Origin of the sequence: Streptomyces sp. NPDC097981, from assembly GCF_040302565.1 — a bacterium.
Lineage (GTDB): Bacteria > Actinomycetota > Actinomycetes > Streptomycetales > Streptomycetaceae > Streptomyces.
The window spans coordinates 50,559-76,887 of sequence record NZ_JBEORW010000041.1; the positions used below are offsets into that span (position 1 = coordinate 50,559).

General features: G+C 71.6%; 27 protein-coding genes and 1 pseudogene. 9 read left to right on the plus strand and 19 right to left on the minus strand.

Going from position 1 to position 26,329, the window contains the following annotated elements; all coding sequences use genetic code 11:
- Positions 1 to 130: 130 nt before the first annotated feature.
- Positions 131 to 775: a helix-turn-helix domain-containing protein gene (locus ABTY04_RS31195; protein WP_352216778.1), complete on the plus strand. Its 645-nt coding sequence runs from the start codon at positions 131 to 133 to the stop codon at positions 773 to 775.
- On the opposite strand, the gene ABTY04_RS31200 is transcribed toward ABTY04_RS31195, so the two are convergent.
- Positions 744 to 2,117, minus strand: a complete 1,374-nt coding sequence (locus tag ABTY04_RS31200) for a nicotinate phosphoribosyltransferase (RefSeq protein ID WP_352216779.1) — start codon at positions 2,115 to 2,117, stop codon at positions 744 to 746. The two genes, ABTY04_RS31195 and ABTY04_RS31200, sit on opposite strands and share 32 nt — an antisense overlap.
- Positions 2,118 to 2,372: 255 nt before the next feature.
- Between ABTY04_RS31200 and ABTY04_RS31205 the strand changes: the two genes are divergently transcribed.
- Together ABTY04_RS31205 and ABTY04_RS31210 are read left to right on the plus strand one after the other, a co-directional pair.
- The gene (locus ABTY04_RS31205; protein ID WP_352216780.1) at positions 2,373 to 2,831 is read left to right on the plus strand and encodes an Hsp20/alpha crystallin family protein; all 459 of its coding nucleotides are present in this window, start codon (positions 2,373 to 2,375) and stop codon (positions 2,829 to 2,831) included.
- Positions 2,828 to 3,331, plus strand: a complete 504-nt coding sequence (locus ABTY04_RS31210; protein ID WP_352216781.1) for a flavodoxin domain-containing protein — start codon at positions 2,828 to 2,830, stop codon at positions 3,329 to 3,331. Before ABTY04_RS31205 ends, ABTY04_RS31210 begins: the two co-directional genes overlap by 4 nt.
- A 37-nt stretch (positions 3,332 to 3,368) precedes the next feature.
- Here ABTY04_RS31210 and fdhF read toward each other — a convergent pair whose 3' ends face one another.
- From fdhF to ABTY04_RS31225, 3 genes are all read right to left on the minus strand, one after another.
- A complete protein-coding gene (gene fdhF / locus ABTY04_RS31215; RefSeq protein WP_352216782.1) occupies positions 3,369 to 6,125 on the minus strand; it encodes a formate dehydrogenase subunit alpha in 2,757 nt (918 codons plus the stop codon).
- Positions 6,122 to 7,816, minus strand: a complete 1,695-nt coding sequence (locus ABTY04_RS31220) for an NAD(P)H-dependent oxidoreductase subunit E (RefSeq protein WP_352216783.1) — start codon at positions 7,814 to 7,816, stop codon at positions 6,122 to 6,124. The genes fdhF and ABTY04_RS31220 overlap by 4 nt, the downstream gene beginning before the upstream one ends.
- A 194-nt stretch (positions 7,817 to 8,010) precedes the next feature.
- Positions 8,011 to 8,502, minus strand: a complete 492-nt coding sequence (locus tag ABTY04_RS31225) for a CBS domain-containing protein (RefSeq protein ID WP_352216784.1) — start codon at positions 8,500 to 8,502, stop codon at positions 8,011 to 8,013.
- Positions 8,503 to 8,679: 177 nt separating this feature from the next.
- Here ABTY04_RS31225 and ABTY04_RS31230 point away from each other — a divergent pair, with 177 nt between their 5' ends.
- On the plus strand, positions 8,680 to 9,012 hold the full coding sequence (locus tag ABTY04_RS31230) for a hypothetical protein (RefSeq protein ID WP_352216785.1): 333 nt from the start codon (positions 8,680 to 8,682) through the stop codon (positions 9,010 to 9,012).
- Between the two features lie 79 nt (positions 9,013 to 9,091).
- Here ABTY04_RS31230 and ABTY04_RS31235 read toward each other — a convergent pair.
- The 13 genes and pseudogenes from ABTY04_RS31235 to nhaA form a co-directional block, all read right to left on the minus strand.
- Positions 9,092 to 9,223 (minus strand): annotated as a pseudogene (locus ABTY04_RS31235) (CBS domain-containing protein); the annotation flags it as partial.
- 141 nt (positions 9,224 to 9,364) lie between these two features.
- Positions 9,365 to 9,631 (minus strand): acyl carrier protein, encoded by a 267-nt coding sequence (locus ABTY04_RS31240; protein WP_352216786.1) that lies wholly within the window; start codon positions 9,629 to 9,631, stop codon positions 9,365 to 9,367.
- Entirely contained in the window at positions 9,628 to 10,920 is a 1,293-nt protein-coding gene (locus tag ABTY04_RS31245) for a dihydrolipoamide acetyltransferase family protein (protein WP_352216787.1), read from the minus strand. Before ABTY04_RS31245 ends, ABTY04_RS31240 begins: the two co-directional genes overlap by 4 nt.
- 1 nt (position 10,921) lies before the next feature.
- A complete protein-coding gene (locus ABTY04_RS31250; protein WP_352216788.1) occupies positions 10,922 to 11,929 on the minus strand; it encodes an alpha-ketoacid dehydrogenase subunit beta in 1,008 nt (335 codons plus the stop codon).
- On the minus strand, positions 11,926 to 12,984 hold the full coding sequence (gene pdhA, locus ABTY04_RS31255; RefSeq protein ID WP_352216789.1) for a pyruvate dehydrogenase (acetyl-transferring) E1 component subunit alpha: 1,059 nt from the start codon (positions 12,982 to 12,984) through the stop codon (positions 11,926 to 11,928). Before pdhA ends, ABTY04_RS31250 begins: the two co-directional genes overlap by 4 nt.
- 23 nt (positions 12,985 to 13,007) lie before the next feature.
- Complete coding sequence (gene acsA, locus ABTY04_RS31260) at positions 13,008 to 14,801, minus strand: acetate--CoA ligase (protein ID WP_352216790.1); 1,794 nt, start codon at positions 14,799 to 14,801, stop codon at positions 13,008 to 13,010.
- A gap of 158 nt (positions 14,802 to 14,959) precedes the next feature.
- Positions 14,960 to 15,670, minus strand: coding sequence for a response regulator (locus tag ABTY04_RS31265; protein ID WP_352216791.1), 711 nt, complete (start codon positions 15,668 to 15,670; stop codon positions 14,960 to 14,962).
- 101 nt (positions 15,671 to 15,771) lie between these two features.
- Entirely contained in the window at positions 15,772 to 16,440 is a 669-nt protein-coding gene (locus tag ABTY04_RS31270) for a CBS domain-containing protein (protein WP_352216792.1), read from the minus strand.
- 199 nt (positions 16,441 to 16,639) lie between these two features.
- Positions 16,640 to 17,968, minus strand: a complete 1,329-nt coding sequence (locus tag ABTY04_RS31275; RefSeq protein WP_352216793.1) for a phosphoribosyltransferase family protein — start codon at positions 17,966 to 17,968, stop codon at positions 16,640 to 16,642.
- Between the two features lie 496 nt (positions 17,969 to 18,464).
- Positions 18,465 to 18,656 (minus strand): hypothetical protein, encoded by a 192-nt coding sequence (locus tag ABTY04_RS31280; RefSeq protein ID WP_352216794.1) that lies wholly within the window; start codon positions 18,654 to 18,656, stop codon positions 18,465 to 18,467.
- A 493-nt stretch (positions 18,657 to 19,149) separates the two neighbouring features.
- A complete protein-coding gene (locus ABTY04_RS31285) occupies positions 19,150 to 19,449 on the minus strand; it encodes a hypothetical protein (protein WP_352216795.1) in 300 nt (99 codons plus the stop codon).
- A 40-nt stretch (positions 19,450 to 19,489) separates the two neighbouring features.
- A complete protein-coding gene (locus ABTY04_RS31290) occupies positions 19,490 to 19,960 on the minus strand; it encodes a hypothetical protein (protein WP_352216796.1) in 471 nt (156 codons plus the stop codon).
- A complete protein-coding gene (gene nhaA / locus ABTY04_RS31295) occupies positions 19,947 to 21,278 on the minus strand; it encodes a Na+/H+ antiporter NhaA (protein ID WP_352216797.1) in 1,332 nt (443 codons plus the stop codon). The genes ABTY04_RS31290 and nhaA overlap by 14 nt, the downstream gene beginning before the upstream one ends.
- 306 nt (positions 21,279 to 21,584) lie before the next feature.
- Between nhaA and ABTY04_RS31300 the strand changes: the two genes are divergently transcribed.
- A complete protein-coding gene (locus tag ABTY04_RS31300) occupies positions 21,585 to 21,725 on the plus strand; it encodes a hypothetical protein (RefSeq protein WP_352216798.1) in 141 nt (46 codons plus the stop codon).
- Between the two features lie 207 nt (positions 21,726 to 21,932).
- Here ABTY04_RS31300 and ABTY04_RS31305 read toward each other — a convergent pair whose 3' ends face one another.
- Positions 21,933 to 23,198 carry an APC family permease gene (locus ABTY04_RS31305; RefSeq protein ID WP_352216806.1) on the minus strand — a complete coding sequence of 422 codons (1,266 nt, stop codon included), beginning with the start codon at positions 23,196 to 23,198 and terminating at the stop codon, positions 21,933 to 21,935.
- Between the two features lie 262 nt (positions 23,199 to 23,460).
- Entirely contained in the window at positions 23,461 to 23,946 is a 486-nt protein-coding gene (locus ABTY04_RS31310) for an ArsI/CadI family heavy metal resistance metalloenzyme (protein WP_352216799.1), read from the minus strand.
- Positions 23,947 to 24,036: 90 nt separating this feature from the next.
- Between ABTY04_RS31310 and ABTY04_RS31315 the strand changes: the two genes are divergently transcribed.
- The 4 genes from ABTY04_RS31315 to ABTY04_RS31330 are packed head-to-tail and all read left to right on the plus strand — an operon-like array spanning position 24,037 to position 26,117.
- Positions 24,037 to 24,420: an ArsR/SmtB family transcription factor gene (locus tag ABTY04_RS31315; protein WP_352216800.1), complete on the plus strand. Its 384-nt coding sequence runs from the start codon at positions 24,037 to 24,039 to the stop codon at positions 24,418 to 24,420.
- Positions 24,421 to 24,445: 25 nt separating this feature from the next.
- Positions 24,446 to 25,192 carry an aquaporin gene (locus ABTY04_RS31320; protein ID WP_502996751.1) on the plus strand — a complete coding sequence of 249 codons (747 nt, stop codon included), beginning with the start codon at positions 24,446 to 24,448 and terminating at the stop codon, positions 25,190 to 25,192.
- Entirely contained in the window at positions 25,192 to 25,611 is a 420-nt protein-coding gene (locus ABTY04_RS31325) for an arsenate reductase ArsC (RefSeq protein WP_352216801.1), read from the plus strand. Before ABTY04_RS31320 ends, ABTY04_RS31325 begins: the two co-directional genes overlap by 1 nt.
- Positions 25,608 to 26,117, plus strand: coding sequence for a GNAT family N-acetyltransferase (locus ABTY04_RS31330; protein WP_352216802.1), 510 nt, complete (start codon positions 25,608 to 25,610; stop codon positions 26,115 to 26,117). The genes ABTY04_RS31325 and ABTY04_RS31330 overlap by 4 nt, the downstream gene beginning before the upstream one ends.
- Positions 26,118 to 26,329: the final 212 nt, after the last annotated feature.

Consider the following 26,329-nt stretch of genomic DNA (forward strand, 5'->3'; position numbering starts at 1 on the left):
GTAGTGGGGACCGACCGGCCCATGCGGTGCGGCCGGGAATGCCCCAGCCTGGCGGTACGGGACGGGGAAAGAGGGCCCGTCCCGCACTCGCAGCATGCGGCTCCTCGGCCGCTGGAGGAGGGCCGACACCATGACCACAGACCTGGGGCGGCGTCTCGCCGCCCGTCGAACAGCGGCCGGCATGAGCCGTGAGGAACTGGGGGAGCGCTGCGGTGCCGACGCGCACTACATCGCCTCCTTGGAAGACCATGTCGCCCTCCCCACGGTCGGGACGCTCGTCCACCTCGCGGACGCACTCGGCACGACCGTCGACGCCCTGGCGGGCACGGGCCCCGCTCACGATCCTGGGCCACCGGCGGGCACACCCCGCACCGACGCCCAGCCGGTTGTCCTGGACGAGGAGGAGTGCCGACGGCTGCTCGGCGTCCGAGGCATCGGCCGGATGGCCGTCTTCACCGCCGACGGTCCCGCCGTCCACCCCGTGAACTACCTGGTCATCGACGGCGAGATCGCATTTCGGACCGGGGTCGACACCGTGCTGGCGCGGGCCGCAGGCACCGAGGCCGCCATCGAGGTGGAGCGGATCGATGAGGTGGCGGCGAGAGGGTGGAGTGTGCTGGCCGTGGGGGTGCTTGAGACGGCACCCGATCCCGATGTACTCGAGCGCCTGGCCAGGGCCGCCCACGCCGAGCCCTGGGCGGGCGGCGCGCGGACGCACTGGATGAGACTCGCTCCGCACCGGCTCACCGGTCGCCGGGTGGAGTACCGTCCATGACGCGACGGCCGTGTGGGTCACCCATCTGCGAGAGCAGACGTTTCCGTACCTCCCCGGTGAGCCGCGACAGCCGCTCCGAGGTGGTCGGGGCAGGAGGCCAGGGGGCGCGGATGCGCCTGGCCTCCGGCGCAAGGGCGACGAGGTCGGCCTCGAAACGAGAGTGCGCGGCGTTGAGCGCGTCAGGCGGGCCGGTCCTGTGGCCGTTCCGCATCACCGGGCCCAGCAGCGGCTCCATGAGCGGCGGAGCCGCTTCGTCGCGCAAGGCGATCACATCCGGTTGTCCGGGCCGGCGGTACACCTGCTTGGCCGCCGGGGCGGTGGCCTTCGCCGACGACAGCTTCATCACCGGCCGCCCGTCGTAGGCCACCAGTTTGTATGCGGCGTCCAGATAGGGTGCGTCAGCTGCGACGCCCACGCGGGTGCCCACGGCGAAGACGTCGATCGGTGCCCCGGAACGCACGAGGCCGTCGATCGCGTACTCGTCCAGGCCGCCACTGGCGACGATCTGCACGTCCGAAAGGCCCGCGGCGTCCAGCCGGGTGCGCGAGCGGCGGGCCAGCTCTGCGAGGTCTCCGCTGTCGAGTCGGATCGCGCACCCAGGACCACGCCGCAGCTCGGCCAGGACACGGGCAGCGGTCGCCACTCCCCGGTCGGTGTCGTAGGTGTCGACGAGAAGGGTGACCGGCCCGGTGTGGGTGCGGGCGAAGGCGCGGAACGCCTCTTCCTCGGACGGGAAGGACTCGATGTACGAATGCGCCATGGTGCCCAAGGCGGCCAAGCCCAGCCGGACCGCGGCGTCGACGTTGCTTGTGCCGGCGAAACCGACGAGGCCCCCGAGCCGGGCGGCCTGGAAGCCGGCCTGCGGCCCGTGGTTGCGGCGCAGCGAGAAGTCGACCACCGGTCGCCCACGGGCTGCCAGGACACAGCGTGCCGCCTTGGAGGCGACGGCCGTCTGGTGACAGACCTGGCTGAGCAGGTACGTCTCGACGAGCTGGGCCTGGGGGAGGGGCGCGGTCACCTCCAGCAGCGGCTCGCCGGCGAAGACCAGGCGCCCCTCGGGGACCCCACGCACCTCGCCGTCGAACCGCAGCCCGACCATCGGAGCGAGATCCACAGGGGGCCGGTGAAGGGCTTCGGCGAAGACCCGGGCGTCCTCCGCCGTCACCTCGAACCGGGCCAGGTAGTCGAGCGACGGCTCCAGGCCGGCGGCGACCAGGAATCCCCGCCCCGGTGGGAGGTCCCGCACGAAGAGACTGAAGGTCGCCTCGGCGCGCATGCCTTCGCTGAGGTACGACATCGCCATCGTGACCTCGTACAGATCTGTGGTGGTCACCTCGGACATGGCTACAGCGTGCGCCGCCCGGACGCTCCACGGCCTGGGCCACCCGGGCCTGCGGTAGGGACCGGGCGGCCCTACCGGGCGTCGTCGTACGCGGCCTGGGCGGTGCCCGGCAGCACGAGCGGCCCGGCTGGGGGCCGAACGGTCCCTGGGCTGCCCCGACAGGCCCAAGCGGATCGTGGGCCGGCGGGCCGACAGTGGTGTCAGAACCCGCACGAAGGCGCCCGTCGCACGGCGCCGGAAACCCAGGAGCACCCCATGTCAGGCACGCAGATGGAGCGGAGGCGCAGCCTCTTCCCCGACCTCACCGACTGGTTCGGAGCCGACTCCCCCCGCTTCCCGATGTGGCGGCCGGCCCTCGACACGCACCCGATCCCGATCGAGGTGACCAGCAGCGCCGGCACGTACACACTCCGAGCGGAGATGCCCGGATTGGACCCGGAGAAGGACATCGAGATCACCGTCGACGGCGACACCCTCATGGTCAGTGCGGAGCACACCGAAAGCAAGGAGGACAAGGACCACAGCGAGTTCCGCTACGGGTCCTTCCGCCGCAGCGTCCGCCTGCCCGGCCAGATCCCCACTGACGGGGTCGAAGCCGCTTACGAGGACGGCATCCTCACGGTCCGCGTCCCGATGGAAACCGAACCTCCGGCCGGCCGGCGCAGCATCCCCGTCAAGCGTTCCGAGGCCCCCCGGACGAGCGAGCAGTCATGACCGCCAAGAGGGTGCTGGTCGCTTACGGCAGCAGGCACGGCGCGACCGCCGGGATCGCCTCGCAGATCGGCACGGCCCTCCGCGAGGACGGACTGGACGCCGTCGTGCTGCCCGCCGACGACGTGGACGATGTCCGGGGCTTCGACGCCGTGGTCCTCGGCGGGTCCCTGTACGCCGGCCGGTGGAGCGGCAAGGCCCTGCACTGCGCGGAGCGCAACGAGCACTATCTCAAGCACCGTCCCGTGTTCCTGTTCAGCAGCGGCCCGGTCGACAGCTCCGCCGACCAGCACGAGATCGCGCCGGTTCCGGCCGTGTCCCGGCAGATGGAACGGCTGGGCGCACGCGAGCACGTCACCTTCGGAGGCAGCATCACCATGTACACACCGGGACCGATCGCCAAGGTCCTGGTCCGGTTCGGCAAGGGCGGCGACTTCCGCAACACCGAGCGGATCCGGAACTGGGCCCACCACATCAGCGGCGAACTCACCGCGGCCGCCTGAGCGGACGCCCCATGGGGCGTCCGCAGGCTTCCGGTGGTCACCTTCCGTCATTCTGGCGGGGCTCCTGCTCACGGGCCATCACGCGCACGGCGGTGACCTTGTACTCCGGGCAGGATGTGGTGGGGTCGGCGTGGCCGGAGGTCAGCCGGTTCACCCCGCTCGTCGGGAAGTGGAAGGCGCAGAACACCTGGCCCGGTGCCGTCTCCGAGGTGATACGGGCCGTGAGGCGGGCCCGGCCGTGGCGGCTCTCGACCGTGACGGCCGCGCCGTGCCGGATGCCGTGGCGGGCCGCGTCAAGGGGATGGACGTCCAGGTGGTCGACCGGGGCCAGGTCGAGGTTCCCGCTGCGGCGGGTCATGCTCCCGGAGTTGTAATGGGCCCAGCGCCGGCCGGTGACAAGGACGAGCGGGTAGGCGTCGTCGGGTGCTTCTCCGGGCGGCAGGTACGGCACGGCGGCCAGGTGGGCGAGACCGTCCGGGGTGGCGAAGCGCTCCTCGTACAACTTCGGCGTACCGGGTTTCGCGGGGTCTGGGCAGGGCCAGGCCACCGCCCCCTCGCGATCGAGGCGCTCGTGCGACAGACCTCCGAAGAGCGGTGCGGTAAGGGCGCACTCGGCGAGCGCCGCCGCCGGTGTCGGGCAGCCCAGGTCGTGCCCCATGACCTTCGCGACCGCCTGGAGGGCGGTGAAGTCGGAGCGGGCCTGCCCCGGCGGGCCGATCGCGGGCCGCACCCGTTGGAAGCGGCGGTCGAAGTTCACGAAGGTCCCGTCCTTCTCCAGCCAGGACGCCGCAGGCAGGACGACGTCGGCATGCCGGGCTGTCCGGGAGAGGAACAGCTCGCTGCACACGACGAACGGGCAGGCGTCCAGGGCTCTTTCCACGTTCGCGGTGTCAGGGTCGGTGGCGCAGACGTCCTCTCCCATGACCCAGAGGGCCTGCAACCCTCCTGCGCGCGCCGCGGCGAACATGTCCGGGATCCGCAGACCGGGGCGGGCCTGGACGGTCCCGCCCCAGACGGCTTCGGCCCGCCTGCGGGCGGTCGGGTCGGTCACCTTGCCGTAGCCGGGCAGGAGGTCGGGGAGGGCGCCCATGTCGGAGGCGCCTTGGACGTTGTTCTGGCCGCGCAGCGGGTTCACGCCGTAGCCGCCGTCGGTGCCCACCGCGCCGCGCAGGACGGCGAGGTTGGCCAGGGTCCGGACCCCGTCGGTGCCGTGGAGGTGTTCGGTGACCCCGAGACCGTAGACGATGGCGGGGCGTTCTGCCCGCCCGTACAGCCGGGCGGCCGCGACGACGTCGGCCGCGGGTACACCGGTGACGTCGGCCACGTGGTCGGGGGTGTACGAGGCGACCAGCTCGGCGAGTTCGGTCACGCCGCTCGCACGTTCCCGCAGGAATTCGTGGTCGACCAGGTCTTCGGCGAGCAGGACGTGCGCCAGCCCGTGGAAGAGGGCGACGTTCGTCCCGGGCCGCGGCCGCAGGTGCACGTCGGCGTACCGCGCCAGGCCGACTTCCCGGGGGTCGGCCACCACGAGCCGCGCCCCGCGCAGAGCGTGCTGCAGGAGCCGGGCGCCGACGACGGGGTGGGCCTCCACCGGGTTCGCGCCGACGACGAGCAGGCAGTCGGCCCTGATCAGGTCGTCGAACGAGCCGGTTCCGCCGGCCAGGCCGAAGGAGGCGACCAGCCCGGCGGCCGAGGGCGCGTGGCACAGGCGGGAGCAGTTGTCGATGTTGTTGGTGCCGATCACGGTGCGCATGAACTTCTGGAACAGGTAGTTCTCCTCATTGGTGGCCCGGGCAGAGGAGATGGCGGCCACGGAGTCGGGCCCGTGCTCGGTGATCGCGGCTGTCAGCCTCTGTGCGACCCGCGCAACGGCCGTGTCCCAGGTGACGGGCACCAGCCGGCCGTCGCCATCGCGCAGCAGGGGAGTGGTCAGGCGCTCGTCCGAGACGGCGAACCCGTGCGCGAACCGGCCCTTCACGCAGGCGTGCCCCTGGTTGACGGGTCCGTCCCGGGCCGGGAGCACGGCCGCGACCGCCCCGTTCCGGACGACCACGTCGAGAGCACACCCGACCCCGCAGAATCCGCAGGTCGTCCGCACCACCGTCGGTGCAGCGGTGTCGTCGGGGGCGACCTTGACCAGTTCGGCCGACGTGAGGCCGCTGCCGGTGCCCGGATGGGTGATCGCCCCGGTCGGGCAGGAGTCGACGCATCCCCCGCACGACACGCAGTCCGAATCCGCCCACGGGCCACCCGTACCCGGCGCGACGACCGTGTCCGCCCCGCGTCCGGCAAGGGTGAGCGCGAAGGTCCCCTGGACCTCGGCGCACATCCGGACACACCGTCCGCAGGCGATGCACAGGTCTCGGTCGAGATGGACGTACGGGTGGGACTCGTCCCGGCCGCGGCCGCCGGCTCCCCGCGCCTCCCCGGGACCGATCCCCAGGCTTCGGCAGACCCGGGCGAGTTCGGACGGCGCCTGCAGCTCGAGGGCGTACGGCGGAAGGGCCGAGACGATCGTCCGTACGGCGTCCCGCCGCAGGTCCACGAGTGCGTCGGCGTCGGTCGACACGCTCGTTCCCGCAGTGGCCGGCGTGACGCATGCGGCGACGAGCCGCCCGTCGGCCCGCACCAGGCAGGTACGGCACGAGCCCACCGGGCTCAGCCGGGAATCGGAGCAGAGCGCGGGCAGTTCCACTCCCGCGGCCGTGGCGGCATCGAGCAGTGAAGCGCCCTCGGGCGCCTCCACACTCCGGCCGTCGACCTTGAGCGTGACCCGCCCCGGCGCCCCGGTCACAACGCCCACCCCTCGGGGAAGCGTTGCCCGTATGCCCTGGCGAGGCTGCGCACGGCCGCGGGGAGACGCCTCCCGAACGCGCACAGGCTCGCCTCCTCCAGCAGGCGGGCGAGCCGGGCCCAGTCCTCGCCGGGGCTGCCCCTGGCGGTCGCCAGCGCCAGCCCCTGACGGGTACCGACGCGGCAGGGCGAGCAGGCCCCGCAGCTTTCGGCGGACGCGAACTGCCAGGTGTGCCGCAGGACGTCGGCCGGGTCGAGGGAGTCGTCGAAGGCGACGAGGCCCCCGTGGCCGAGGGCGGCCCCCCGGGCCGTCAGCTCCGCGTCGGCCAGTGCCACGTCGAGGCCGTCGGCCGGCAGGAAACCACCGAGCGGGCCGCCGATCTGGAGGACGGCCAGACGCGCCCCGCCCTTCAGCCCGCCGCCGAGCTGGGACACGATGTGCTCCACCGAGGTGCCCACCTCGACCTCGTAGACGCCCGGTCGTACGAACCGTTCCGAGAGGCTCACGAGCTTCGTGCCGGGTTCGGAGGGAGTGCCGCGCCGGGCGTAGGCGGCACCGCCCCGGCTCACGATCCACGGCAAGGCGGACAGCGTCTCCACGTTGCCGACCACTGTCGGCGCGTCCCACAGGCCCTGTTCGGTGGGGTAGGGCGGCCGTGCACGGGCGCAGCCGCGCCCGCCCTCGAGGCTCGCGATCAGCGCAGTCTCCTCACCGGCCACGTACGATCCGTGCCCGGCAGTCACCTCGACTTCGAGCGTGCGGCCCGTGCCGTGCACGTTCTTGCCGAAGTGTCCCTCTGCATAAGCCTGTTCGCACGCCGAGCGTAGGGAGGCGAGCGCCGCCGGGTACTCGGAGCGGACCAGCACCCTCCCCTCCTCCGCTCCACAGGCGAAGCAGGCCAGCGCCAGGCCGGCAAGGACGCGCCGGGGGTGGATCTCCATCAGGAGCCGGTCGGCGTAGGAGCCCGGGTCTCCCTCGTCGCCGTTGGCGACCACCACCGGGTTGTCCGAGCCGCGGACCGCCTTCCATTTCGCGGCGACGCCGTACCCGGCCCCGCCGCGTCCCCGCAGGCCGGACGCCGCCACCTGTTCATGGACCTTCCCGGGCTCTGATGCGGTGACGGTCCGATGCCAGACTTCCAACGGGTCCACGGTCGGCGGGCCGGCGCCCAGGAGTACCGGGTCACCGGTGGTGTCGGCGCCGGGAATCGGGGGTGCCGCACACCGGGCACGTCCTGCGATCTGCTCGGCCAGGCCCGAGCCGGTGCAGGCCCGGCCGTCAGCCAGGGCAGCCGGGGCCGCATAGCAGTGGCCGAGGCAGCGCACGGCCTGGAGGGAGACGGCCCGGTCAGGGGCAATCCCTCCTGAGCGGAGGCCCAGTGCCTCCTCCACGGCGTCGAGAGGGCGGCCGTCCGTCGCGGCGAAGCACGCCGCCCCGGTGCACACGCGGACATGACGCCTTCCGTGGGGGGCCGCGAGATCGGCGTAGAAGGTGGCGGGGCCGAGGGCCGAGGCGGCGGGCAGGCCCAGGCGGGAGGCGACGGCCGGGGCCCAGCTCATGTCGGCCGATCCGTTTTCCTCCCGGGCACTCGCCAGTTGCCCGAGCAGCCTGTCCCCGGGTCGTTCCCGCCGTGACGCGAGTGCCCGGAAGGCGTCGAAGCGACCGCCGTCAGCGGTCTGCCGGTCGCTCATGCCTCCTCCGCACGAGAAGAAAGAGCCTGGTTTCTACCACCCTGACGCACGGTTTCGCGGAGTGCCAGGGCTGACCGGGATCGACAGGGGACCATTCGGCCCTGGCGGACCTCTGTGGCCCGTGCTGTGATGAAGGTGACGGAAAGAGTCCCGTGAGGATGCGGAGAAGCGGCCGGCGGCCGTGCACCGCACAATCAGGATCCGCGAGAAGCGGGCGGACTCTTTCCGCCTGCTTGTGTGCGGTGGCCGATCTCGTCCTGCGGGCCGGGCGGGTCCTCCAGGACGCTCCAAGCGACCGGGCCCAGCAGGTCCGCCACCCTGCGGAAGACGTCCATCAGCAGGTCATCCACCGTCAGCATGCCCACGACACGCCGTTCGTCGAGGACGGGCAGGCGGCGGACGCCGCTGTTGCGGAACGTCCGGTACGCGGCGTGGATGTCGTCGCCGACGCTGACGGTGACGGCGGGGGCGGTCATGACCTCCCGCACCAGATCGTCGCGGTCGAGTCCCGACGCCACCGCACGTACCACGATGTCACGGTCGGTGACGATGCCGCGCAGGGCTCCGCCCTCCGTCACGACCAGGCAGCCGACGCCGTGGGCGTCCATCTGCCGGGCCGCTTCGCCGATGGTCGTCGTGGTGCTGACGGACACTGCGGGCGCCGACATGGATGCGGACACGTTCATCGTCCAGCTCCTTCCCAGCCGGATTCGTGCTGTTCAGCGTAGGCCTGGGCAGCGGACCGGGGGAGGGCCATGCGGACCCGCAAGGCGGGACCGCATGGCCCTGGGCGGCACCGCCCCCGCCCGGGCACGATGACGAGTGGATACCGACTACCACTCCTGTCGCCGAGGTGATCCGAGATGACAACCACGACTTGGACCACCACGGGGGTCTTCACGGGACCCGGAGGCGTGCTCACCGATGCAGCCGGAATCCTCACCGGGGAACTGACGGTGCGCACCACGTGGGAGCCGGAGCGGGCACACGTCGCCGTCCAGTACGTGGGCGCGGCCGAGTGGCACACCCTGGCCGGCAGCCCCGTGCCCTGCGCGTCTGCGGAAGCGGGCCGCTCAGTCCATCAGAGCGCGGTGGACGCGGTGCGCGCCGGCGGTGCGGTCCCGTTCGCCCCTTGGCCGATCGCCCCCGCGTTGCCCCGGAGGACGGACGTTCATCCGGCGCGGGCCGCCGGATGAGCGTACGCCGTGAGCCGACCGGTCGGGAGTATCGGGGCGGCTCAGTGGTGTTCAGGTCGCCGCGGGTGACGATGCCGGCCTCGGAAACCACGCCGACGACCCTGCCCTCGGCCGAGAGGACGGGCAGGGAGCCGTATCCCCAGCGCCGCATGGTCCCGACGATGTCGTGGACCGGTGCCGTGCGGTCGACTGAGACGACGGCATGCGTCATGACGTCGTTGACGGTGCGAAGGTGCTGCGTGATTCCTCCAGCCGCTGGATACCTGCCCTCTCAGACTGGCCGTCCCCGGCCGCCGGGAGCAGGGCCGACCGGGCCCCGGGCAGGGGCTGAGCGGTCCGGCTTCCAAAGCGGTTACGACGGGCCCGCCTGCGGGCCTGCGGTGTGCGTGGCGACGTAGCGGGCGCACCCCTCCAGGGTGGTGAGCGAGGGGTAGTCCCGTTCCGGCAGGGTGAGTCCCGTCCGTCCACTGAGCACCTCGACGAAATTGAGGAAGTCCAACGAGTCCATTTCCAGGTGCTCCCGGAAGTTCTCGTCGGGGGGCACGGCGGAGAGGTCGGCGCCGGGGACGACCTCCTCGATCACGGCTTTGATCATTTCGAGGGCTTCGTCGCGGGTCACAGGTCCTCCGGGTGCTGGAGCAGGCGGTCGAGCGCGGTGAGGAAGCGGGAGCCGGTCGCGCCGTCGCTGGCCCGGTGATCGGCCGAAAGGGTGGCGGTGACGGTCGGGTGGACGGCGAGCATCCCGTCGACCGCGACCGGGCGGTCGCTCACGCGCCCAAGGCCGACCATCGCGACCTGGGGCGGGTAGATCACGCCGAAGACCGCCTCGACACCCTGGTCCCCCAGATTCGTCACCGTGAGCGTCGGGTCCGCCGTCTCGGAGGCACGGAGCCTGCCGTGCCGCGCCCGGGCGACGAGGTCCTTCAGGCCGGCCATGAGGTCGGTCAGGGGCATGCGGTCGGCGTCGGCGAGGGTGGGGGCCACGAGGCCCCCTCCGCGCAGCGACACGGCCGTGCCGAGACGGACACCCGTGGCGGGCACGAAGCGGTCGTCGAGCCAGTGGCCGTTGAGTTCGGGTACTTCCCGAGCGGCCAGCGCGACGGCCTTGAGCAGCAATGCGGCCGGTACGAGACGGTCCGGGACCGGCCGGGCGTCGTTCTCGTGGCGCATCCAGTCCACAGCCGCGGCGAGGTCGATGACCGTCGAAAGGTAGTAGTGGGGGATCTCCCGTTTGGCGCGGGTCATCAGCCGGGCGATGGCGAGGCGGTCATCGGGGGAGGGCGCTGCGGGGGGCCCGGAGGGTACGGGCGGCGGCCCGGTCGGCGCGGGGGGTTCGGTGACGGCTTCGGGAGCGGGCTCGCCGCCCACGGCGCCGGCGGCGGCGCGGACGTCGTCGGCCCTGACGGCGCCCCGGCTGCCGGTCCCCTTCACGGTGGAGAGGTCGACACCCAATGTCTCGGCGAGGCGTCTGGCGAGCGGTGACGCCGCGATGCGCTTCGCCGCGGGGTGTGCCGCATGGGACACGTCCGCCCTGGTGATCCGGCCGCCCCTGCCGGTGCCGTGTACGGCCTGGAGGGTCACTCCTTCCTCGTACGCCTGGTGGCGTACGAGGGGCGAGGCCAGGGCGGCTCCGGCGGGCGCAGCTCGAGGCGGTACCGGAGGGGTGCCTGCCGTGGTGGAGGCGATGACGGCCAGGGGAGTTCCCACGGGAACGGTCGTGCCCGGCTCGACCAACAGCTCCGTGACCGTCCCGGACTCGAAGCACTCCACCTCGATCGTCGACTTGGCCGTCTCCACGACGGCGACGACGTCACCCCGCGCGACCTCGGCCCCTGCGGCGACCAGCCACTCGACGAGGGTGCCCTCGTCCATGTCGGCTCCGAGGGACGGCATGGTGAACTCGCCCATGTCAGGCCACCACTTGGCGGACCGCCGCCACGATGGAAGCGGGCTGGGGCAGGGCGGCCTCCTCCAGCTGCCGCGCGTAGGGCATCGGCACCTCCTGGCTGCACACCCGCTGGACGGGCGCGTCGAGGTCGTAGAAGGACTGCTCCGTGATGCGGGCCGAGATCTCCCCGGAGATGCTGCCGCTGCGCCAGCCCTCGTCGACGATGACGGCCCGGTGGGTGCGCGCGACGGACTCCAGCACCGTGGCGTCGTCCAGGGGCCGCAGGGACCGCAGGTCGACCACTTCCGCGCCGATGCCTTCCCCGGCGAGCTCCTCCGCCGCGGCCAGGGCCTTGGGCAGCGAGCCACCGTACGTGATCACGGAGACGTCCGTGCCGGGCCGGCGGATCGCTGCAGAGTCGAGACCGACGGAGTCGATCGTGCCGTCCAGCACGCCCTCCTCGTTGTAGAGGCTCCCGTGCTCGAAGAGCACGACGGGGTCGGGGTCGTCGAGGGCCGCGGCCAGCATGTGACGGGCGTCGTCCACGGTGGCGGGGGTGAGCACTCGGATGCCCGGGATGTGGGCGTACCAGCTCTCCAGGCTGTGGGAATGCTGGGCGGCGAGCTGCCGGCCCGCCCCCGTCGTCATCCGGATCACGATCGGAACGTTCAGCTGTCCGCCGGACATGTGCAGCAAGGTGGCCGCGTTGTTCATGATCTGGTCGAGGGCGAGCAGGCTGAAATTCACGGTCATGATCTCGACGACAGGACGCAGCCCGCCCAGGGCGGCACCGATGCCGGCCCCCACGAAAGCGGATTCCGACAGCGGGGTATCGCGGATCCGGTCGGGCCCGAACTCCTCCAGCAACCCCAGGCTCACCCCGAAGCAACCGCCGTACCGGCCGACGTCCTCTCCCATGAGGAAGACCCGGTCGTCGCCGCGCAGTGCCTCACGCAGCCCTTCCCGCAGGGCTTCCCGGTACGTCGTGCGTGCGGTTCCGGCACCCTCGGCGGACCGGCGCGCGCTCACGTCGCCCTCCCGGGAGTGCTCGTCACGAACCGCAGCAGGTCGGTGACAGGTTCGTAGGGGGCGGCCTCCGCGGCGCGTACGGATGCATCGATCTCGGTGCTCACGTCCTCCTCCAGCTGCTTCATCACCCCGTCGTCCAGCGTTCCGGCGGTACGCATCGTCCCCTCCAGGCCGTCCAGCGGGTCACGCGTCTTCCACCGCGCTATCTCGTCCTTGTTCCGGTACCGGTCCGGGTCGTACATGGAATGGGCGCGGAAGCGGTACGTCCGTGCCTCCAGGAAGTGCGGGCCGCCGCCCGCCCGGACGGACTCCGCCGCCCGCCGCGCGGCGGCCTCGACGGCCAGCACGTCCATGCCGTCGACGGTCCAGGCTGGCATACCGTACGACGCGGCGCGCATCGCGAGGTTCGTTTGCGCGTGTTCCCGCGCCAGACTGGTCCCCATGGCGTACAGGTTGTTCTCGCAGACCAGCAAGAGGGGCAGCTGCCACAGGGCGGCAAGGTTGGCCGTCTCGTGGAACTCGCCCTCCGCGTAGGCCCCGTCGCCGAAGAAGCAGCAGGTCACCCGGTCGGTGCCGCGCATCCGGTCCGCGAGCGCCAGGCCGGCGGCCAGCGGCAGCCCGCCGGCGACGATGGCGTTGCCGCCGTAGAACCGCCGTCCGGCGTCGAACAAGTGCATGGACCCGCCGCGGCCGCGGCTGCACCCCGTGGCCTTGCCGAACATCTCCGCCATCACGGCCTCGGTCGGCACGCCGCGTGCGAGCGCGTGACCGTGCTCGCGGTAGGTGGACACGACGGCGTCCTCCTCGCGGAGGGACTGGCCGACACCGACGGCGACCGCCTCTTCACCGATGTACAGGTGGACGAACCCGCGGATCTTCGCCGCGCTGTAGAGCTCGACGCAACGTTCCTCGAACCGGCGGATCAGCAGCATCTGCCGCAGCAGCACCAGCTGATGGTCGTGGCCGGGGTGGGGTTCGCCGTCCTGGGCCGCATGCGGCTGACGACGACTGCCGGGACGCTTCGGGCCGGGGGCTCTCCTCGTGGTGGCGTTCATGGCCGGGCCTTTCCTCACGTTGCTCAGGCAGGACTTTCCAAGGTCGACAGATCGCCCTCGGGCAGGCCGAGTTCACGGGCCCGCAGCAGGCGGCGCATCACCTTGCCGCTGCGGGTCTTCGGGAGGTTCTGATCGAAATCGATCTCACGCGGGGCCACTGCGGCCCCAAGCCGTTGCCGGGTGAACGCGAGCAGTTCGCGCTTCAGCGCGTCCGCCGCCTCATAGCCGGGCTGCAGGGAGACGAAAGCCTTGACCACGGCCCCCACGACCGGGTCCGGGCGGCCGATCACCCCCGCCTCCGCCACGGCCGGATGCTCCATCAGGGCGCTTTCGACCTCGAACGGCCCGATGAGGTGACCGGCGGATTTGATCACGTCGTCGGCGCGCCCGATGAACCAGAACCAACCGTCCTCGTCCCGCTTCGCCAGATCGCCGGTGAGGTACCAGCCGTCCGCGAAGCAGGCCTCGTACCGAGCGCGGTCGTCCAGGTAGCCGCGGAACATCGAGGGCCAGCCCGGCCGGAGTGCCAGTTCACCTTCCACGCCTGGTCGGCTCACCGGCCGTACGTGGCCGTCGGTGACCGCCGCACGTCCGTCCTGCCCGCGCTCCAGGATCACCGCGTGCACGCCCGGCAGGGGACGCCCCATGGAGCCGGGGCGGATGTCGCTGGAGGCGTAGTTGGCGATCATGATGGCGCCGGTTTCCGTCTGCCACCAGTTGTCGTGCACGGGGAGGCCCAGGACTTCTTGCCCCCACACCACGGCTTCGGGGTTGAGCGGCTCCCCGACGCTGGCGATGAAGCGGAGGGCGGAGAGGTCGTACGGGCCGGGAAGGCCACTGCCGCTGCCCCGCGGCGTGGCTCGCATCAGCATCCGGATCGCCGTGGGAGCCGTGTACCAGACCGCGACGTTCTGCGTGTCGAGGATCCGGTACCAGCGGTGCACATCGAACTCACCCTCGTCCACCACCAGGGTGGCACCGTGCGTGAGAGGGGCGATGATCCCGTACGAGGTGCCAGTCACCCAGCCGGGGTCGGCCGTGCACCAGTACACGTCCTGCGGGCCGAGATCCAGGGCGAAGGACGCCGTGGCATGGTGGGCCACGACCGCGTCGTGGACGTGCACCGCCCCCTTGGGCGTGCCGGTCGTTCCACTGGTGAAGTGGAGCAGGGCCGTGTCCTCGGGGTCGGTCGGCGGCACTGTGAACACCGGCGAGGCCTGCGCCATGAAGTGTTCGAGTACGTGGGTGCCCGCCGGAGGGTCGGTGACGGCACCGACCAGCAGTACGTGAGTCAGGCTGGGCAGAAGCGGTCGGATCGCCTCGACCTTGCGCCGGTACAGCGCCTCTGTGGTCACCAGGACCCGGGCGTCGCCGAGCGCGAGCCGCTGCCGCACCGGCTCCGGGCCGAAGGCCGAGAACAGCGGGCACAGCACACGTCTGGCACGGAGCGTGCCCAGAACGGCGGTGTACAGCTCCCGGCGCCGGCCCAGCAGAGTGAAGACCCGCTCCTGCGGGGCCACCCCCAAGCCGGCGAGGAGGTTGGCGAAACGGGACGTGCCGGCGGCAAGGTCCGCGTAGCTCACGCGGGTGACGGAATCGTCGGCGGCGACGCACCGCAACGCCTCCCACTCGCCGTGACCGGCCTCGACGTGCCGGTCGACCGCCTCGAATCCCATGTTCAGGCCGCCGCCGTTTGGCAGGCCGCTCAGCCACGACCGGGCCCCGCCCCAGGTGAACGTCGCGCGCGTCTGTTCGTAGTCCGAAAGCCGCCAGGCGTCGTGCGGGTGGCGCTCTTTGGTGATGATCGGGTAGGTCATGACGGCTCCTCGTCCACCACGAGGCCTGATGGTGGTGCGAAACCACCATCCGTCGGATGCGGCGCGCCGGGGGAGGGCCGAACGGGCCCGGGCGGGGGCCGCTCGGTCCCGGTGCGTGCCGGCTCGTGCCGGCGCCGAGCGTCACCCGGCTTGACCGGTCAGCGCCTGGACGGTGAGGTGTTGCCCTCGTGCCCGTGCTCGTGGACCTGTGTGGCGATCACCGCCGCCTGGACCCGGCGTTCGACTCCCAGCTTGCCCAGAAGCCGGGAGATGTGGTTCTTGACAGTCTTCTCGGACAGATAGAGCTGTTTGGCGATCTGGCGGTTGGTGAGGCCGTCTCCGATCAGTTCCAGGACTGCCCGTTCCCGTTCGGAGAGCGTGGCCAGCCGGGTGTCCTCGGGCACCTGCGCCGACTCCGGGTCGCGCAACGAGTGCATCAGACGGGCAGTGGTCGCAGGATCGAGCATGGACTGGCCGGTGGCGACGGTACGAACCGCGGACACCAGGTCGGAGCCCTTGATCTGTTTGAGCACGTACCCGGCCGCCCCTGCCATGATCGCGTCCAGCAGGGCGTCCTCATCGTCGAACGACGTCAACATCAGACACGCCAGGTCCGGCATTCGGGAGCGCAGCTCCCGGCACACGGTGATGCCGTCGCTGTCGGGCAGACGCACGTCGAGGACCGCGATGTCCGGGCGCAGCGCGGGCCCGCGTGCCAGTGCCTGCTCCGCGGTGCCCGCCTCGCCGACGACGGTGATGTCCGCCTCCGCTTCGAGGAGGTCCCGCAGCCCCCTCCGGACCACCTCGTGGTCGTCGAGCAGGAACACCTTGATCGGCACCTCGGAGGGGCCACCTGGTACGTCGGACATGTTCGCCGCCTGATCCGGACCGCGCTACGCATGCTTCCACCCGAATTGTCTCAGCACGGGGTCGGTACGCACCTGCGAGACACCCCCCGGGGTCGCAGCTGTCACGACGGAAGCGCCGCGGCCGCCTGCGCGGTGGCCGAGACCGCGCCGTCGAGTTCCATCCGAACGTCCACGACCCCCTCGACAGCGCTGATGGCGCGCGCGAGCAGCGGTACCAGGGCCCGGTCACGAAGCTGTCCTCGAAGGGTGACGACCCCGTCTTCCACCGAGAAGTCCAGGGGAACGCTCGGTGCGAGCTCGGCCAGTACGGCCTGGCGGATCTCCTCCTCCAGTTCCTCGTCGGGGCGCAGGAAGACCTTCAGCAGGTCGCTGCGGCTCACGACGCCGTCCAGCATGCCGACCCCGTTGACCACCGGCAGGCGCTTGAGGTGCTTCCGGGCCATGATGCGGGCCGCTTCGGCGATGCCGGCATCCGGGTGGACCGTGATTGCCGGGCTCGTCATCAGCTCCTCGGCGAGCACACCTCCGGCCTTGGAGGCTTCCTCCAGCTGGTCCGGCAGGAGGGGCTGCTCGCGGCGGAACTGCTCCTTCGGCAGGAGGTCGGCCTCGGAGACGACTCCCACGACGCGGCCCTCGCCTTCCAGGACGGGGACTGCGCTCACCTTCCATTCGTGCATCAGTTCGACGATCTCCTTGTATGAAGCCTCACGGCCTATGGCGATGGCCGTGTGCGTCATGACGTCACTGACGGTGTAGCGCGATGCGGGCATGGCCGACTCCTTCGCCGTTGTCCGGGCAGCGTCACTACCGCTGCCTGACCTTGCGGTCCGGTCGAACCCTTCCATTCGAGCACTCCCGCTCGCGCCGTCCCAGGACCTGTGGCGCCATGGGGGAGGTCCGATTGGCCCATGGGAGCCAGGGCGAGAGTTCCACCTCGGGTGGCCGTCACGCTCTGCGCCGGTCGGCGGCCTACCCTCGTGTCGTAGCGCCCAAGGGCGCAAGGTGACGGGTGAACCAGCTCAACGCCACGTCGGCCACGGCGTCGAGCGCTCCGGGTTCCTCGAAGAGGTGTGTGGCGCCGGCGACCACGGCGACCTGGTGCTCGCAGCGAAGGCGTGCGGCGGCCCGGCGGTTCAGGTCCAAGACCTGGGGGTCCGCTCCGCCGACGATCAGCAGGGTCGGAGCGCGCACTGCCGCGAGCCGGGTCAGTGCCAGGTCCGGGCGGCCGCCCCGGGAGACGATCGCCGCGATGTCCGACCGCGGTTCGGCTGCGGCCACCAGCGCGGCCGCGGCGCCCGTGCTCGCACCGAAGTAGCACACGTGCAGGGGAAGCCTCGGCCGGAGCCAGCGCGTGGCCTGCGTCAGGCGGAGGGCGAGGAGGGGAACGTCGAAGACCTTCGTCCGGTTTTGCGCCTCGGCCGGAGTGAGGAGGTCGAAGAGCAGCGTTGCGAGTCCCGCGTCGTTGAGTACCTCGGCCACCCGGCGGTTGCGGGGGCTCAGGCGGCTGCTGCCGCTGCCGTGCGCGAAGACGACGATGCCCGCCGGATCCCCGGGCACGGTCAACAACCCGGGCAGGTCCGTGCCACCGGCGTCCACCACCACGTCGCCCGTCTGCGCCGGGCTGTGCCGCGGGGCCCGTGCCGGTTCCGCCGGCTGTGTGCCGGTCCGCGCCGCAGCGGCCAGCAGCGCCGAGACCTCCTCGTCGCCGACCTGTGTGAAGTCCTCGTACCACTGGCCCACGGCGGAAAAGTGCGGCGGAGCCGACAGGCACACCACGGTGTCGGCCTCGTGGCGAAGTCGCTCCAGTGCCTGCGGCGCCGCGACGGGAACGGCCAGGACCACCCGCGCGGCCCCCTGCCGGCGTGCCACCTCGCAGGCCACGGACGCAGTCGATCCGGTGGCGATCCCGTCGTCCACGATCACCACGGTGCGTCCGGTGAGCGGGGTCCGTTCCCGCCCCCGGCGGTAGCGTGCCAGCCGCCGCTGCAGTTCCGCCCGCTCCACCTCCTCGACCCGCGCGCAGTCCCGCTCCCCGAGGTGGGCTGCCCGCACCGTCGCCTGGCTGATCAGCCGTACGCCGCCCTCCCCGATGGCGCCGAAGGCCACCTCGGGCTGGAAGGGCACACCGAGCTTGCGGACCACGATCACGTCCAGCGGCGCCCCCAGGGCGCGCGCCACCTCCGCGGCCACGGGTACCCCGCCGCGGGGCAGCCCGAGTACCACTGGCTGCGCCAGGGCGAGCCGGGCGACGTCATCGGCCAGCAGCCTGCCGGCGGCGGTTCGATCCGAGAACAACATGCGTGGCCTCCTGTCGTGGCCAGGACCTGCCCGCAGGCATTGCCCTGTCGGCGGGTCGCCGTGCTGCTGCGGACGAGCGAGGAGCCCGGGGTGGCTCTGCCAACGGATGCAGGGCAAGCACGCAGAACCCCTCCTGATTCCAGCGTCGTGCCGGGGAGTACGGTCTGCACCCGGAAGACCCCGTCATCCGTGCGGATCGTTCCGAGTTGATGCCGACGTGGTTGATGCTCGGGGCCGATGGGGGCAAGGAGGGGACCCGCTCGGCCCCTTTGACGGGAACGTCCGGTGCCTACGCTGGTGAGGGTCTGCGAGGCGAGCGCGGGAGTCTTCCCCGACGGAGCCGGGCAGAGCGGCACGGCCGGACCGCCCGCTGAAGTGGCCCATCACGGTGCCGCCACGGTTGATGGGCCCGGTCCTGCCGCCCGGGTGAGGGATCTCGCCCCGCAGGCCTTGAACAGATGCGTTCACCGACCGGTCTGTTGTAGGCGGCGATGGTTCAGGCGGCATCGGTGCGGTGCCGGGCCTCGTGGTCAAACTCTGCCCGGACGGTCAGGGATTCGTGGCTGGCGATCGTCGTGTCGCCATCACCGGTGCGGTACTTCTCCCACTCAGGGCTGGTCTCCAGGAAGGAGGCCAGGAACGCCTCGTGCTCGCCGGGGCCGACGGTCGGAGGCTCCGCCGGTTTCACCTTGGAGGGCGAGGCGGTCTGGTCGCTGCCGCCCTGGGGAGCTTTCTCCGCCCGGGGGTGGTGCCGAGAGCTTGGCGGGCGGACTGTTCGCGTCGGGTGAGTGGGGCCGGGCCTGGGCGGACGGCGACTGTGTACAGCTTGTGGAACTCGCCGATGCCCTGTGCTGCTTCGTCGTATGTCTGGGTGATCTGGCGGAGGTGGTTTTCACCGTGGAGAAATCTCAGGGCGATAGGCCGTCAAGTTGGTGAGCCTGTGTCTTTGTTGCTACTGGCTTCGGGTTCTGGGTGTGCCAGTTAGCTGGGTCTGGGGCGGCGCTTCCGACGTGCCCAGTCGCCGGCTTCTCCGATTGCGATGAGGAAGGCGGCGGACGTGGCGCATCCCGTGATCGAGGGGGGTTGGTCAGTGGCCTTGCCGCTCAGCCACAGGGCAGCGGTGACGAGGGCCCACCAGACGATGAGCGTGCACATGGCGCGAGTGGAGAACCGTGAGGGTGTCACTTGGCGATGTTCTCGCTCGTGGCAAGAGAGGCCCATGCGGCCACCAGGCATCCGGCCACGGTCAGAAGTCCTGCCGCCGCGGTCAGGGCTAGGGTGACCTGCGGCGAGGCGTCTGCCAGGCGGGGTATGGCGTTGAGGGGAGCGACGGCGTAGATGCCGAGGATGGCCCAGCCGCGCGGGCGTACGGGTTCGAGCCGGTGGCGCAGGCGGCCCGGGGCCCGCCCGGAGGCCATGGCGAGTCCGGCGGGCAGCAGGGTCAGGGAGAAGACCATCAGGCCGAGCCACTGCCAGATCATGTTCTTGCCGTTCCTGTTCGTGAGGGACGTGAGCGGGACTTCAGCGGCGGCCGGCCACGGCCATGGCCAGGCCGGTGACCAGCAGGGCCAGGCCGATGACGAGGACCGGGAATCCCGGCCCGGGCAGGAAATACATCGCGCCCCCGGCGACGGTGAGCGGTGCACCAACGGCAACGAGTACCGCTCCGATCCGTCGTTCCGTCACGGCCGGGCCCTTGCTCGTGGTCGTCTTCTCGCCGGTGGCTGTGGGGTTGTGGCTGGTGAGGTGTGCGGTGAGGGCGCCGGCGAGCAGGGCCCAGGCCGCCGCTGCCCAGCCGATGCGGCTGAAGCCGGTCAGGATGACAGCCGCGGCAACGGTCGCGCCTGCGGCCATGGCGCGGGGGCTGGTGGTGAAGGCCCACTGGCGGCGGGCACTGCCCGGGTGCCGCAGCTCGACCAAGGCGGAACGGATGACCAGCGCGACGATGATGATCACCGGTGCCAGGAGCGAGCCCTCGTCATCGGGCATCATGGGACCGTTCCTCTGTGTGATGGTCAGGGCTGCTGGCGGCGGCGCGCTGATAGACGTCGGGGATCCCGTCGGCGTCGGCGTCGAGGCTTTCCGCTTCCCACAGGCGTCGGTAGACCGTGTTGCGGCGGCGCAGCAGCAGGGCCGCGAGGACGGCGGCGATCACGGAGGCGATCAGCACGGCGGCTTTGACGTGCTCGCCGGTCTCGCTGGCGGGGAAGGCCAGCTCGCCGATCAGCAGGGCGACGGTGAATCCGATCCCGGCCAGCACAGACAGGCCCAGCACGTCGGCCCAGGCCAGGTCGGGGTTGAGGCGGGCACGGGTGAACCGGGCCGCGAGGTAGGTTCCCGCGAATATCCCCAGCGTCTTGCCGACGACCAGGCCGATCACTACGCCGAGGGGTTCGGGGCTGGTGAACACCGCGGCCAGCGTAGGGCCGGAGACGCTGACCCCGGCGGCGAACAGCGCGAACATCGGCACCGCGATGCCCGCGGACAGCGGGTGCACCAGATGCGCCACCCGTGCGGCAGGTGAGGCGGTCTCCCCTTGGTCGCGGGTGGTGCGCAGGATCAGGCCCATGGAGACGCCGGCGACGGTAGCGTGGACGCCGCCGTTGTACATCAGCGCCCAGATCGTCACGCCGAGCGGGACGTACCACCACCAGCCGCGTACCCGGGCCCGCTGGAGTGCGTAGAACAGGGCCAGGCCGGCGAAGGCCCCGGCCAGCGCCCACAGGTTGAGGCCGGAGGTGAAGAACACAGCGATGATCAGGATGGCGCCGAGGTCGTCGACGACCGCCAGGGTCAGCAGGAATGCGCGCAGCGCAGCCGGCAGGTGCGTGGAAAGGACCGCGAGGACCGCGAGGGCGAAGGCGACGTCGGTGGCCATCGGGACGGCCCACCCGGCCCGGCTGCCGTCCGAGGCGGAGACGGTGGCCAGGTAGAGGGCGGCGGGGACGGCCATCCCGCAGAGCGCGGCGATGACCGGCAGCGCGGCGGTGGCCGGGGTGCGCAGCTCACCGACGACCAGTTCGCGTTTGAGCTCGATCCCGGCGACGAGGAAGAACGCCGCGAGCAGCCCGTCCGCGGTCCAGTGTCCGACCGACAGGTCCAGGCCCAGGGCCGGTATGCCGAAGTGGAAGTCCCTCACCGAGGTGTAGGCGGCGCTCCAGGGGCTGTTCGCCCAGACCAGCGCGACAACGGCGGCAGCGAGGAGGACCAGACCGCCGACGGTCTCGGTGCGCAGAGCACGGGTGACCGCCTGCCGCTCGGGCAGCGGCAGCAGACCGAGGAACGGGGAACGCGCGCGGGTGCCAGCCACGGTGTGGACCTCCGAAATTCGTCAGCGGAAGGGCACGCTCGCCCCTGAATCGCCGACCAGACTTCCCGGCACACCGCGCGCCCGTTTCTTGACGCGTTCCTTACACCCTATCCAGGCGGTGGGCTGCTGTCGCCCCCTGATGTCCTCTGCCACTGAATCTGGACTGGTCGCCAGTGAAGTTGGACGACCACTGAGCTGGGCTTCTTGGGAGTTCCGGACGAATCAGGAGCCGACGCTCGGTGCCTTGCACCGAAGGCGGGCTCGCGACGCAGCAGCAGAGACGGACCTCCGGCGAGGATGCCCCTCATGAGCACGGACCAGACCCTCCATCCCCTCCGGCCGACTCACTCAGCACCCGTGGTGTTCGGGGCGGGAGCGGCCATCGGCGTTCTGGGCGGGGTGATCGGGCTGGGCGGTGCCGAGTTCCGCCTGCGGCTGCTGATCTAGCGTCAGCCTTTCACGAGGGCGCTGAGACAGTGCTCTTCGATCAGCGGCACGCGAAGGCTGCATCTGGGACTGTGAGGCCTGCCCTGCTGGTGCGGTGCGCGTTCTTCCGGCGGTGCGTGCTGGAGAGGGTAGGTCCGGGCGGGGTCCGTTCCGCCGCGAAGTGCCGCGCCCTGCGACGCGCAGCCGGTGGGCGGCCTGAGAGGGTGCCTACCCGTGGCGGACGAGTGCGCGCCGCAGTCCGTAGGCGGCGGCTCCGACAGCGAGTACGGCTGCTCCGGTGATGACCGAGGACACCGGGAGCGCGAAGGCGAGGACGAGACAGCCGGTCAGGCCGGTCGCGGGGATGATCCGAGCCGGGCGCCCCTCGGCAGGGGTCAGGGTCCAGGCGGAGGCGTTGGCGACCGCGTAATAGGCGAGGACGCCGAAGGAGGAGAAGCCGATCGCCGTGCGCACGTCCGCAGCCGCCGCCAGGGTGGCGACGACGGCGCCGACGAGGAGTTCGGCCCGGTGGGGGACCTTGAAGCGCGGGTGCACGGCGGCGAGAGCGTGTGGGAGGTGGTGGTCGCGGGCCATGGCCAGGGTCGTGCGGGAGACGCCGAGGATCAGCGCGAGCAGTGAGCCGAGGGCTGCGACCGCCGCGCCGACGCGTACGACCGGGACGAGCCAGTCCGTGCCGGCGGCCCGGGCAGCGTCCGTCAGCGGTGCCCCGGCTGCGGCCAGGCCGTCGGGGCCGAGGACCAGCAGGACGCCAACGGCGACGGCGGTGTAGACGACGAGGGTGATGCCGAGCGCGATCGGGATGGCCCGGGGGATGGTGCGGGCCGGGTCACGGACTTCCTCGCCGAGGGTGGCGATGCGGGCATAGCCGGCGAACGCGAAGAACAGCAGACCCGCCGCCTGGAGCACGCCACCGAAGGAGGCGTCCGCGCCGACGCCCAGGCGGTCGGTGTCCACAGCGCCGGAGGTAAGGGAGGCGACCACGACGGCGGCGAGCACCGCCAGGACGACGGCGACGATGACGCGCGTCAGCAGGGCGGACTTCTGCACGCCCGCGTAGTTCACCGCGGTCAGCGCCACCACGGCGGCCACGGCGACAGTGTGGGCCTGGCCGGGCCAGAGGTAGGAGCCGACGGTCAGGGCCATCGCCGCGCAGGAGGCGGTCTTGCCCACCACGAACGCCCACCCGGCCAGGTACCCCCAGAACTCTCCCAGCCGCTCGCGACCGTAGACGTAGGTGCCGCCGGAGGCCGGATAGAGAGCGGCGAGCCGTGCGGAGGAGGTGGCGTTGCAGTAGGCGACTACGGCGGCGCAGGCGAGCCCGATCAGCAGGCCGGAGCCCGCCGCGCGGGCGGCCGGGGCCAGTGAGGCGAAGATCCCGGCGCCGATCATCGACCCCAGACCGATCATCACCGCGTCCGGCACCCCAAGGCGCCGCTGGAGTTCGTCCGGCACCCCGGGGGCGGTCGAGGGCATGCTGCTCAACTTCGTCACTCCTTGACGGTCCCGGCCGCGACGTGTGGTCTGCGGTCCGCGCGCACGATAAGGCATCGACGTGAACACACCGTGGAACCGACCGAGCCGTGGATGTGCTGGGCATGCACGGCGACTCCGCCGCGCGCCCGACTCTGCGGTGATCACGTAGCCCGCCATTCGCCCCTCGCCTTGCGAGGCGCGGGCTGACGGACGGACGCCTCGGGCGCCGGAGCGCGTGTGCCCGCCGACCGGGACGGTCCGCTCAGCCGCCGCAGGCGCACCCTGCGGCGGCCTCGGCCGGTGTCTGCGCGGGATCGATGGCCTGCTCGTCGGTGGTGCCGCAGCACGCCTGCGGCGCGCTGTCGCCGCTCTTGCCGAGGGTGTCGGCGTCGGCCTTCACGACGTAGACCTCCCACGGTTCCTTGCCGGGGCCTGTGACCCAAACCTTGTCCTGGAGGGCGTAGCAGCAGGAGGTGTCGTTCTCCTCGAAGGTCGCCAGGCCCGCGTCCTTCAGGCGGGTGGTGGCGGTGACGTCCTTGGTGGAGGCGACTTCGACGCCGAGGTGGTCCAGGCGGGTGTCCTCGCCAGCCTCGCCCTCGATGAGGACGAGCTTGAGCGGGGGCTCGGTGATGGCGAAGTTGGCGTAACCCTCGCGGCGCTTGGCGGGCTCGGCGCCGAAGAGCTTGGAGTAGAAGGCGATCGAGGCTTCGAGGTCGGCGACGCGCAGGGCGAGCTGGACACGGGACATGACGGTTCTCCCATCCGAAAACACGTTGTTTCGACGTCTGTCGACACAACCGACCTTGCCGCCAGGATCGATGGCTGTCAATATTGAGGCGTGTCGAAACAAGCTGGTCTGCCGTTGCTCGGGCAGGACGACACGACGGCGTGCTGTGCGCCGTTGGTCCGCGAGCCGCTCGGCGAGGAAGCCGCGGCAGAGCTGTCGAGGATGTTCAAGGCGCTCTCGGACCCGATCCGGCTGCGGCTGCTGTCCCTGATCGCCTCCCACGAGGGCGGCGAGGCGTGCGTCTGCGACCTCATCGGCCCCTTCGACGTCTCCCAGCCCACGATCTCCCACCACCTGAAGGTGCTGCGCGAGGCCGGGCTGGTCGGCTCCGAGCGGCGCGGGACCTGGGTGTACTACTGGGTGCTCCCCGAGGCCCTGGCAAAGCTGTCGGCCCTGCTCGAGATCCCCGCCGTGTCCGCGAAGGCCCTGGTGTGAGCCGGCGCCGCTGCTGCGGCGGGCAGTGGTCGAGGGGCTGGGGACGGCGGCGCTGGTCGCGGTGGTGGTCGGCTCCGGTATACAGGCCACCGAACTGACCCGGGACGCCGGCACGCAGCTGCTGGCCGACTCCCTCGCCACCGTCTTCGGCCTCGGCGTGCTCATCGCCCTGCTTGGCCCGGTGTCGGGGGCGCACTTCAACCCGGCGGTCACCCTCGCCGCCTGGTTCACCGGCCGCCGAACCCGCGCAGACGACGCTCCCGTACTGCGCGCCGTCGCGGCCTACGTACCCGCCCAGCTCGCCGGGGCGATCGTCGGCGCGGTCCTCGCCGACGCCATGTTCGGCAAGCCGCTGGTGCACTTCTCCACCCACGACCGGTCCGCAGGTCACCTGTGGCTGGGCGAGGTCGTGGCCACCGCCGGACTGATCTGGCTCATCTTCGGCCTGGCCCGCGCTGGCCGCGCGCACCTCGCGCCGCTGCTGGTCGCCTCCTACATCGGCGCGGCGTACTGGTTCACCTCCTCCACCTCCTTCGCCAACCCGGCCGTCACCATCGGCCGGGCCTTCACCGACACCTTCGCCGGGATCGCCCCCACCTCCGTGCTGCCCTTCCTTGCCGCCCAGCTGACCGGCGCCGCCGCCGGCCTCGGCCTGGTCGTTCTCTGCTTCGGCCGCCCGGCCGGCGCAAGCGAAGACGAGGTCACCGTCCCCCACGGCGGGCAGCAGCCCGCCGCACCCGCCCGTTCCACCGAAGAAGGCGCCCTGGCCTGATGAACACCTCCGCTGTCTCCTCCGTTCTGTTCGTCTGCGTCCACAACGCCGGCCGTTCCCAGATGGCCGCAGCCTTCCTCACTCACCTGGGCCAAGGCCGCGTCCAGGTCCGCTCCGCCGGATCCGCCCCCGCCAGCGCCGTGAACCCGGCCGTGGTCGAGGCCATGGCGGAGGCCGGTATCGACCTCTCCGCCGAGACCCTCAAGGTCCTCACCACCGAGGCGGTGCAGTCCTCCGACGTCGTTGTCACCATGGGCTGCGGCGACGCCTGCCCCTACTTCCTCGGCAAGCAGTACCTCGACTGGCAACTGGAGGACCCGGCCGGTCAGGGCGTCGCCGCGGTCCGCCCGATCCGCGACGAGATCGAACGGCGCATCCGCGGCCTGCTCACTGAGCTCGACATCGAGCCCGCGGCGTGAAGGCCGCCGAGGCAGGCGTGCGCATCGCGCCCCTGCGGCCCGGGCACGCCGAGCAGGTCCTGGCGATCTACCAGCTGGGCATCGACGAGGGCAACGCCACCTTCGAGACCACCGCCCCGACCTGGGAGGCGTTCGACAACGCCAAGCTGCCCGGCCACCGCCTGGCCGCCCTGGACGAGGACAGCCGGGCGCTGGGCTGGGCCGCCGTGGTGGCGGTCTCCGACCGGTGCGCGTACGCCGGAGTCGTCGAGCACTCCGTCTACGTTCACCCCGACGCCCGCGGCCAGGGCGTCGGGATGGCCCTGCTGACCGCCTTGCTCGCTCCCACCGACTCTGCCGGCATCTGGACCGTGCAGTCCGGCATCTTCCCCGAGAACACCGCCAGCCTCGCTCTGCACCAGCGGGCCGGGTTCCGGGCCATCGGTACCCGCGAGCGCATCGGCCGCCACCACGGCCGGTGGCGCGACGTCGTCCTCGTCGAACGCCGCAGCTCAGCGGTGAACTGAACCGAGAGACTTCGCTCACGCAGCGGTCCCAGCGCGAACAACGGAGCCGGGGAAGGCTGTTTCCTCGTCGAAGAGTTCACGCCGCTTCAGGCAGTGGTAGAGCTGGCCGATCATCTGGTGGCGTCGTCGGCGATGCGGTGGGGGAGCTGCGCGAGGACCGCGGCTCCCTCCTCGGTGCCGCTCCGGCACAGGAAGCGGTGGCCGCCGTCGTC

What these genes read in the sequence shown, in the direction of transcription:
- ABTY04_RS31265 (WP_352216791.1), bottom strand. Translation starts at nt 15,670, where the DNA reads ATGTCCGACGTACCAGGTGGCCCCTCCGAGGTGCCGATCAAGGTGTTC.
- ABTY04_RS31230 (WP_352216785.1), top strand. Translation starts at nt 8,680, where the DNA reads ATGACAACCACGACTTGGACCACCACGGGGGTCTTCACGGGACCCGGA.
- ABTY04_RS31325 (WP_352216801.1), top strand. Translation starts at nt 25,192, where the DNA reads ATGAACACCTCCGCTGTCTCCTCCGTTCTGTTCGTCTGCGTCCACAAC.
- ABTY04_RS31275 (WP_352216793.1), bottom strand. Translation starts at nt 17,968, where the DNA reads ATGTTGTTCTCGGATCGAACCGCCGCCGGCAGGCTGCTGGCCGATGAC.
- ABTY04_RS31310 (WP_352216799.1), bottom strand. Translation starts at nt 23,946, where the DNA reads ATGTCCCGTGTCCAGCTCGCCCTGCGCGTCGCCGACCTCGAAGCCTCG.
- ABTY04_RS31225 (WP_352216784.1), bottom strand. Translation starts at nt 8,502, where the DNA reads ATGAACGTGTCCGCATCCATGTCGGCGCCCGCAGTGTCCGTCAGCACC.
- ABTY04_RS31220 (WP_352216783.1), bottom strand. Translation starts at nt 7,816, where the DNA reads ATGAGCGACCGGCAGACCGCTGACGGCGGTCGCTTCGACGCCTTCCGG.
- ABTY04_RS31245 (WP_352216787.1), bottom strand. Translation starts at nt 10,920, where the DNA reads ATGGGCGAGTTCACCATGCCGTCCCTCGGAGCCGACATGGACGAGGGC.
- ABTY04_RS31200 (WP_352216779.1), bottom strand. Translation starts at nt 2,117, where the DNA reads ATGTCCGAGGTGACCACCACAGATCTGTACGAGGTCACGATGGCGATG.
- ABTY04_RS31210 (WP_352216781.1), top strand. Translation starts at nt 2,828, where the DNA reads ATGACCGCCAAGAGGGTGCTGGTCGCTTACGGCAGCAGGCACGGCGCG.
- ABTY04_RS31290 (WP_352216796.1), bottom strand. Translation starts at nt 19,960, where the DNA reads ATGATGCCCGATGACGAGGGCTCGCTCCTGGCACCGGTGATCATCATC.
- ABTY04_RS31270 (WP_352216792.1), bottom strand. Translation starts at nt 16,440, where the DNA reads ATGCCCGCATCGCGCTACACCGTCAGTGACGTCATGACGCACACGGCC.
- ABTY04_RS31300 (WP_352216798.1), top strand. Translation starts at nt 21,585, where the DNA reads ATGAGCACGGACCAGACCCTCCATCCCCTCCGGCCGACTCACTCAGCA.
- ABTY04_RS31305 (WP_352216806.1), bottom strand. Translation starts at nt 23,198, where the DNA reads ATGCCCTCGACCGCCCCCGGGGTGCCGGACGAACTCCAGCGGCGCCTT.
- ABTY04_RS31205 (WP_352216780.1), top strand. Translation starts at nt 2,373, where the DNA reads ATGTCAGGCACGCAGATGGAGCGGAGGCGCAGCCTCTTCCCCGACCTC.
- ABTY04_RS31285 (WP_352216795.1), bottom strand. Translation starts at nt 19,449, where the DNA reads ATGATCTGGCAGTGGCTCGGCCTGATGGTCTTCTCCCTGACCCTGCTG.
- acsA (WP_352216790.1), bottom strand. Translation starts at nt 14,801, where the DNA reads ATGACCTACCCGATCATCACCAAAGAGCGCCACCCGCACGACGCCTGG.
- ABTY04_RS31195 (WP_352216778.1), top strand. Translation starts at nt 131, where the DNA reads ATGACCACAGACCTGGGGCGGCGTCTCGCCGCCCGTCGAACAGCGGCC.
- pdhA (WP_352216789.1), bottom strand. Translation starts at nt 12,984, where the DNA reads ATGAACGCCACCACGAGGAGAGCCCCCGGCCCGAAGCGTCCCGGCAGT.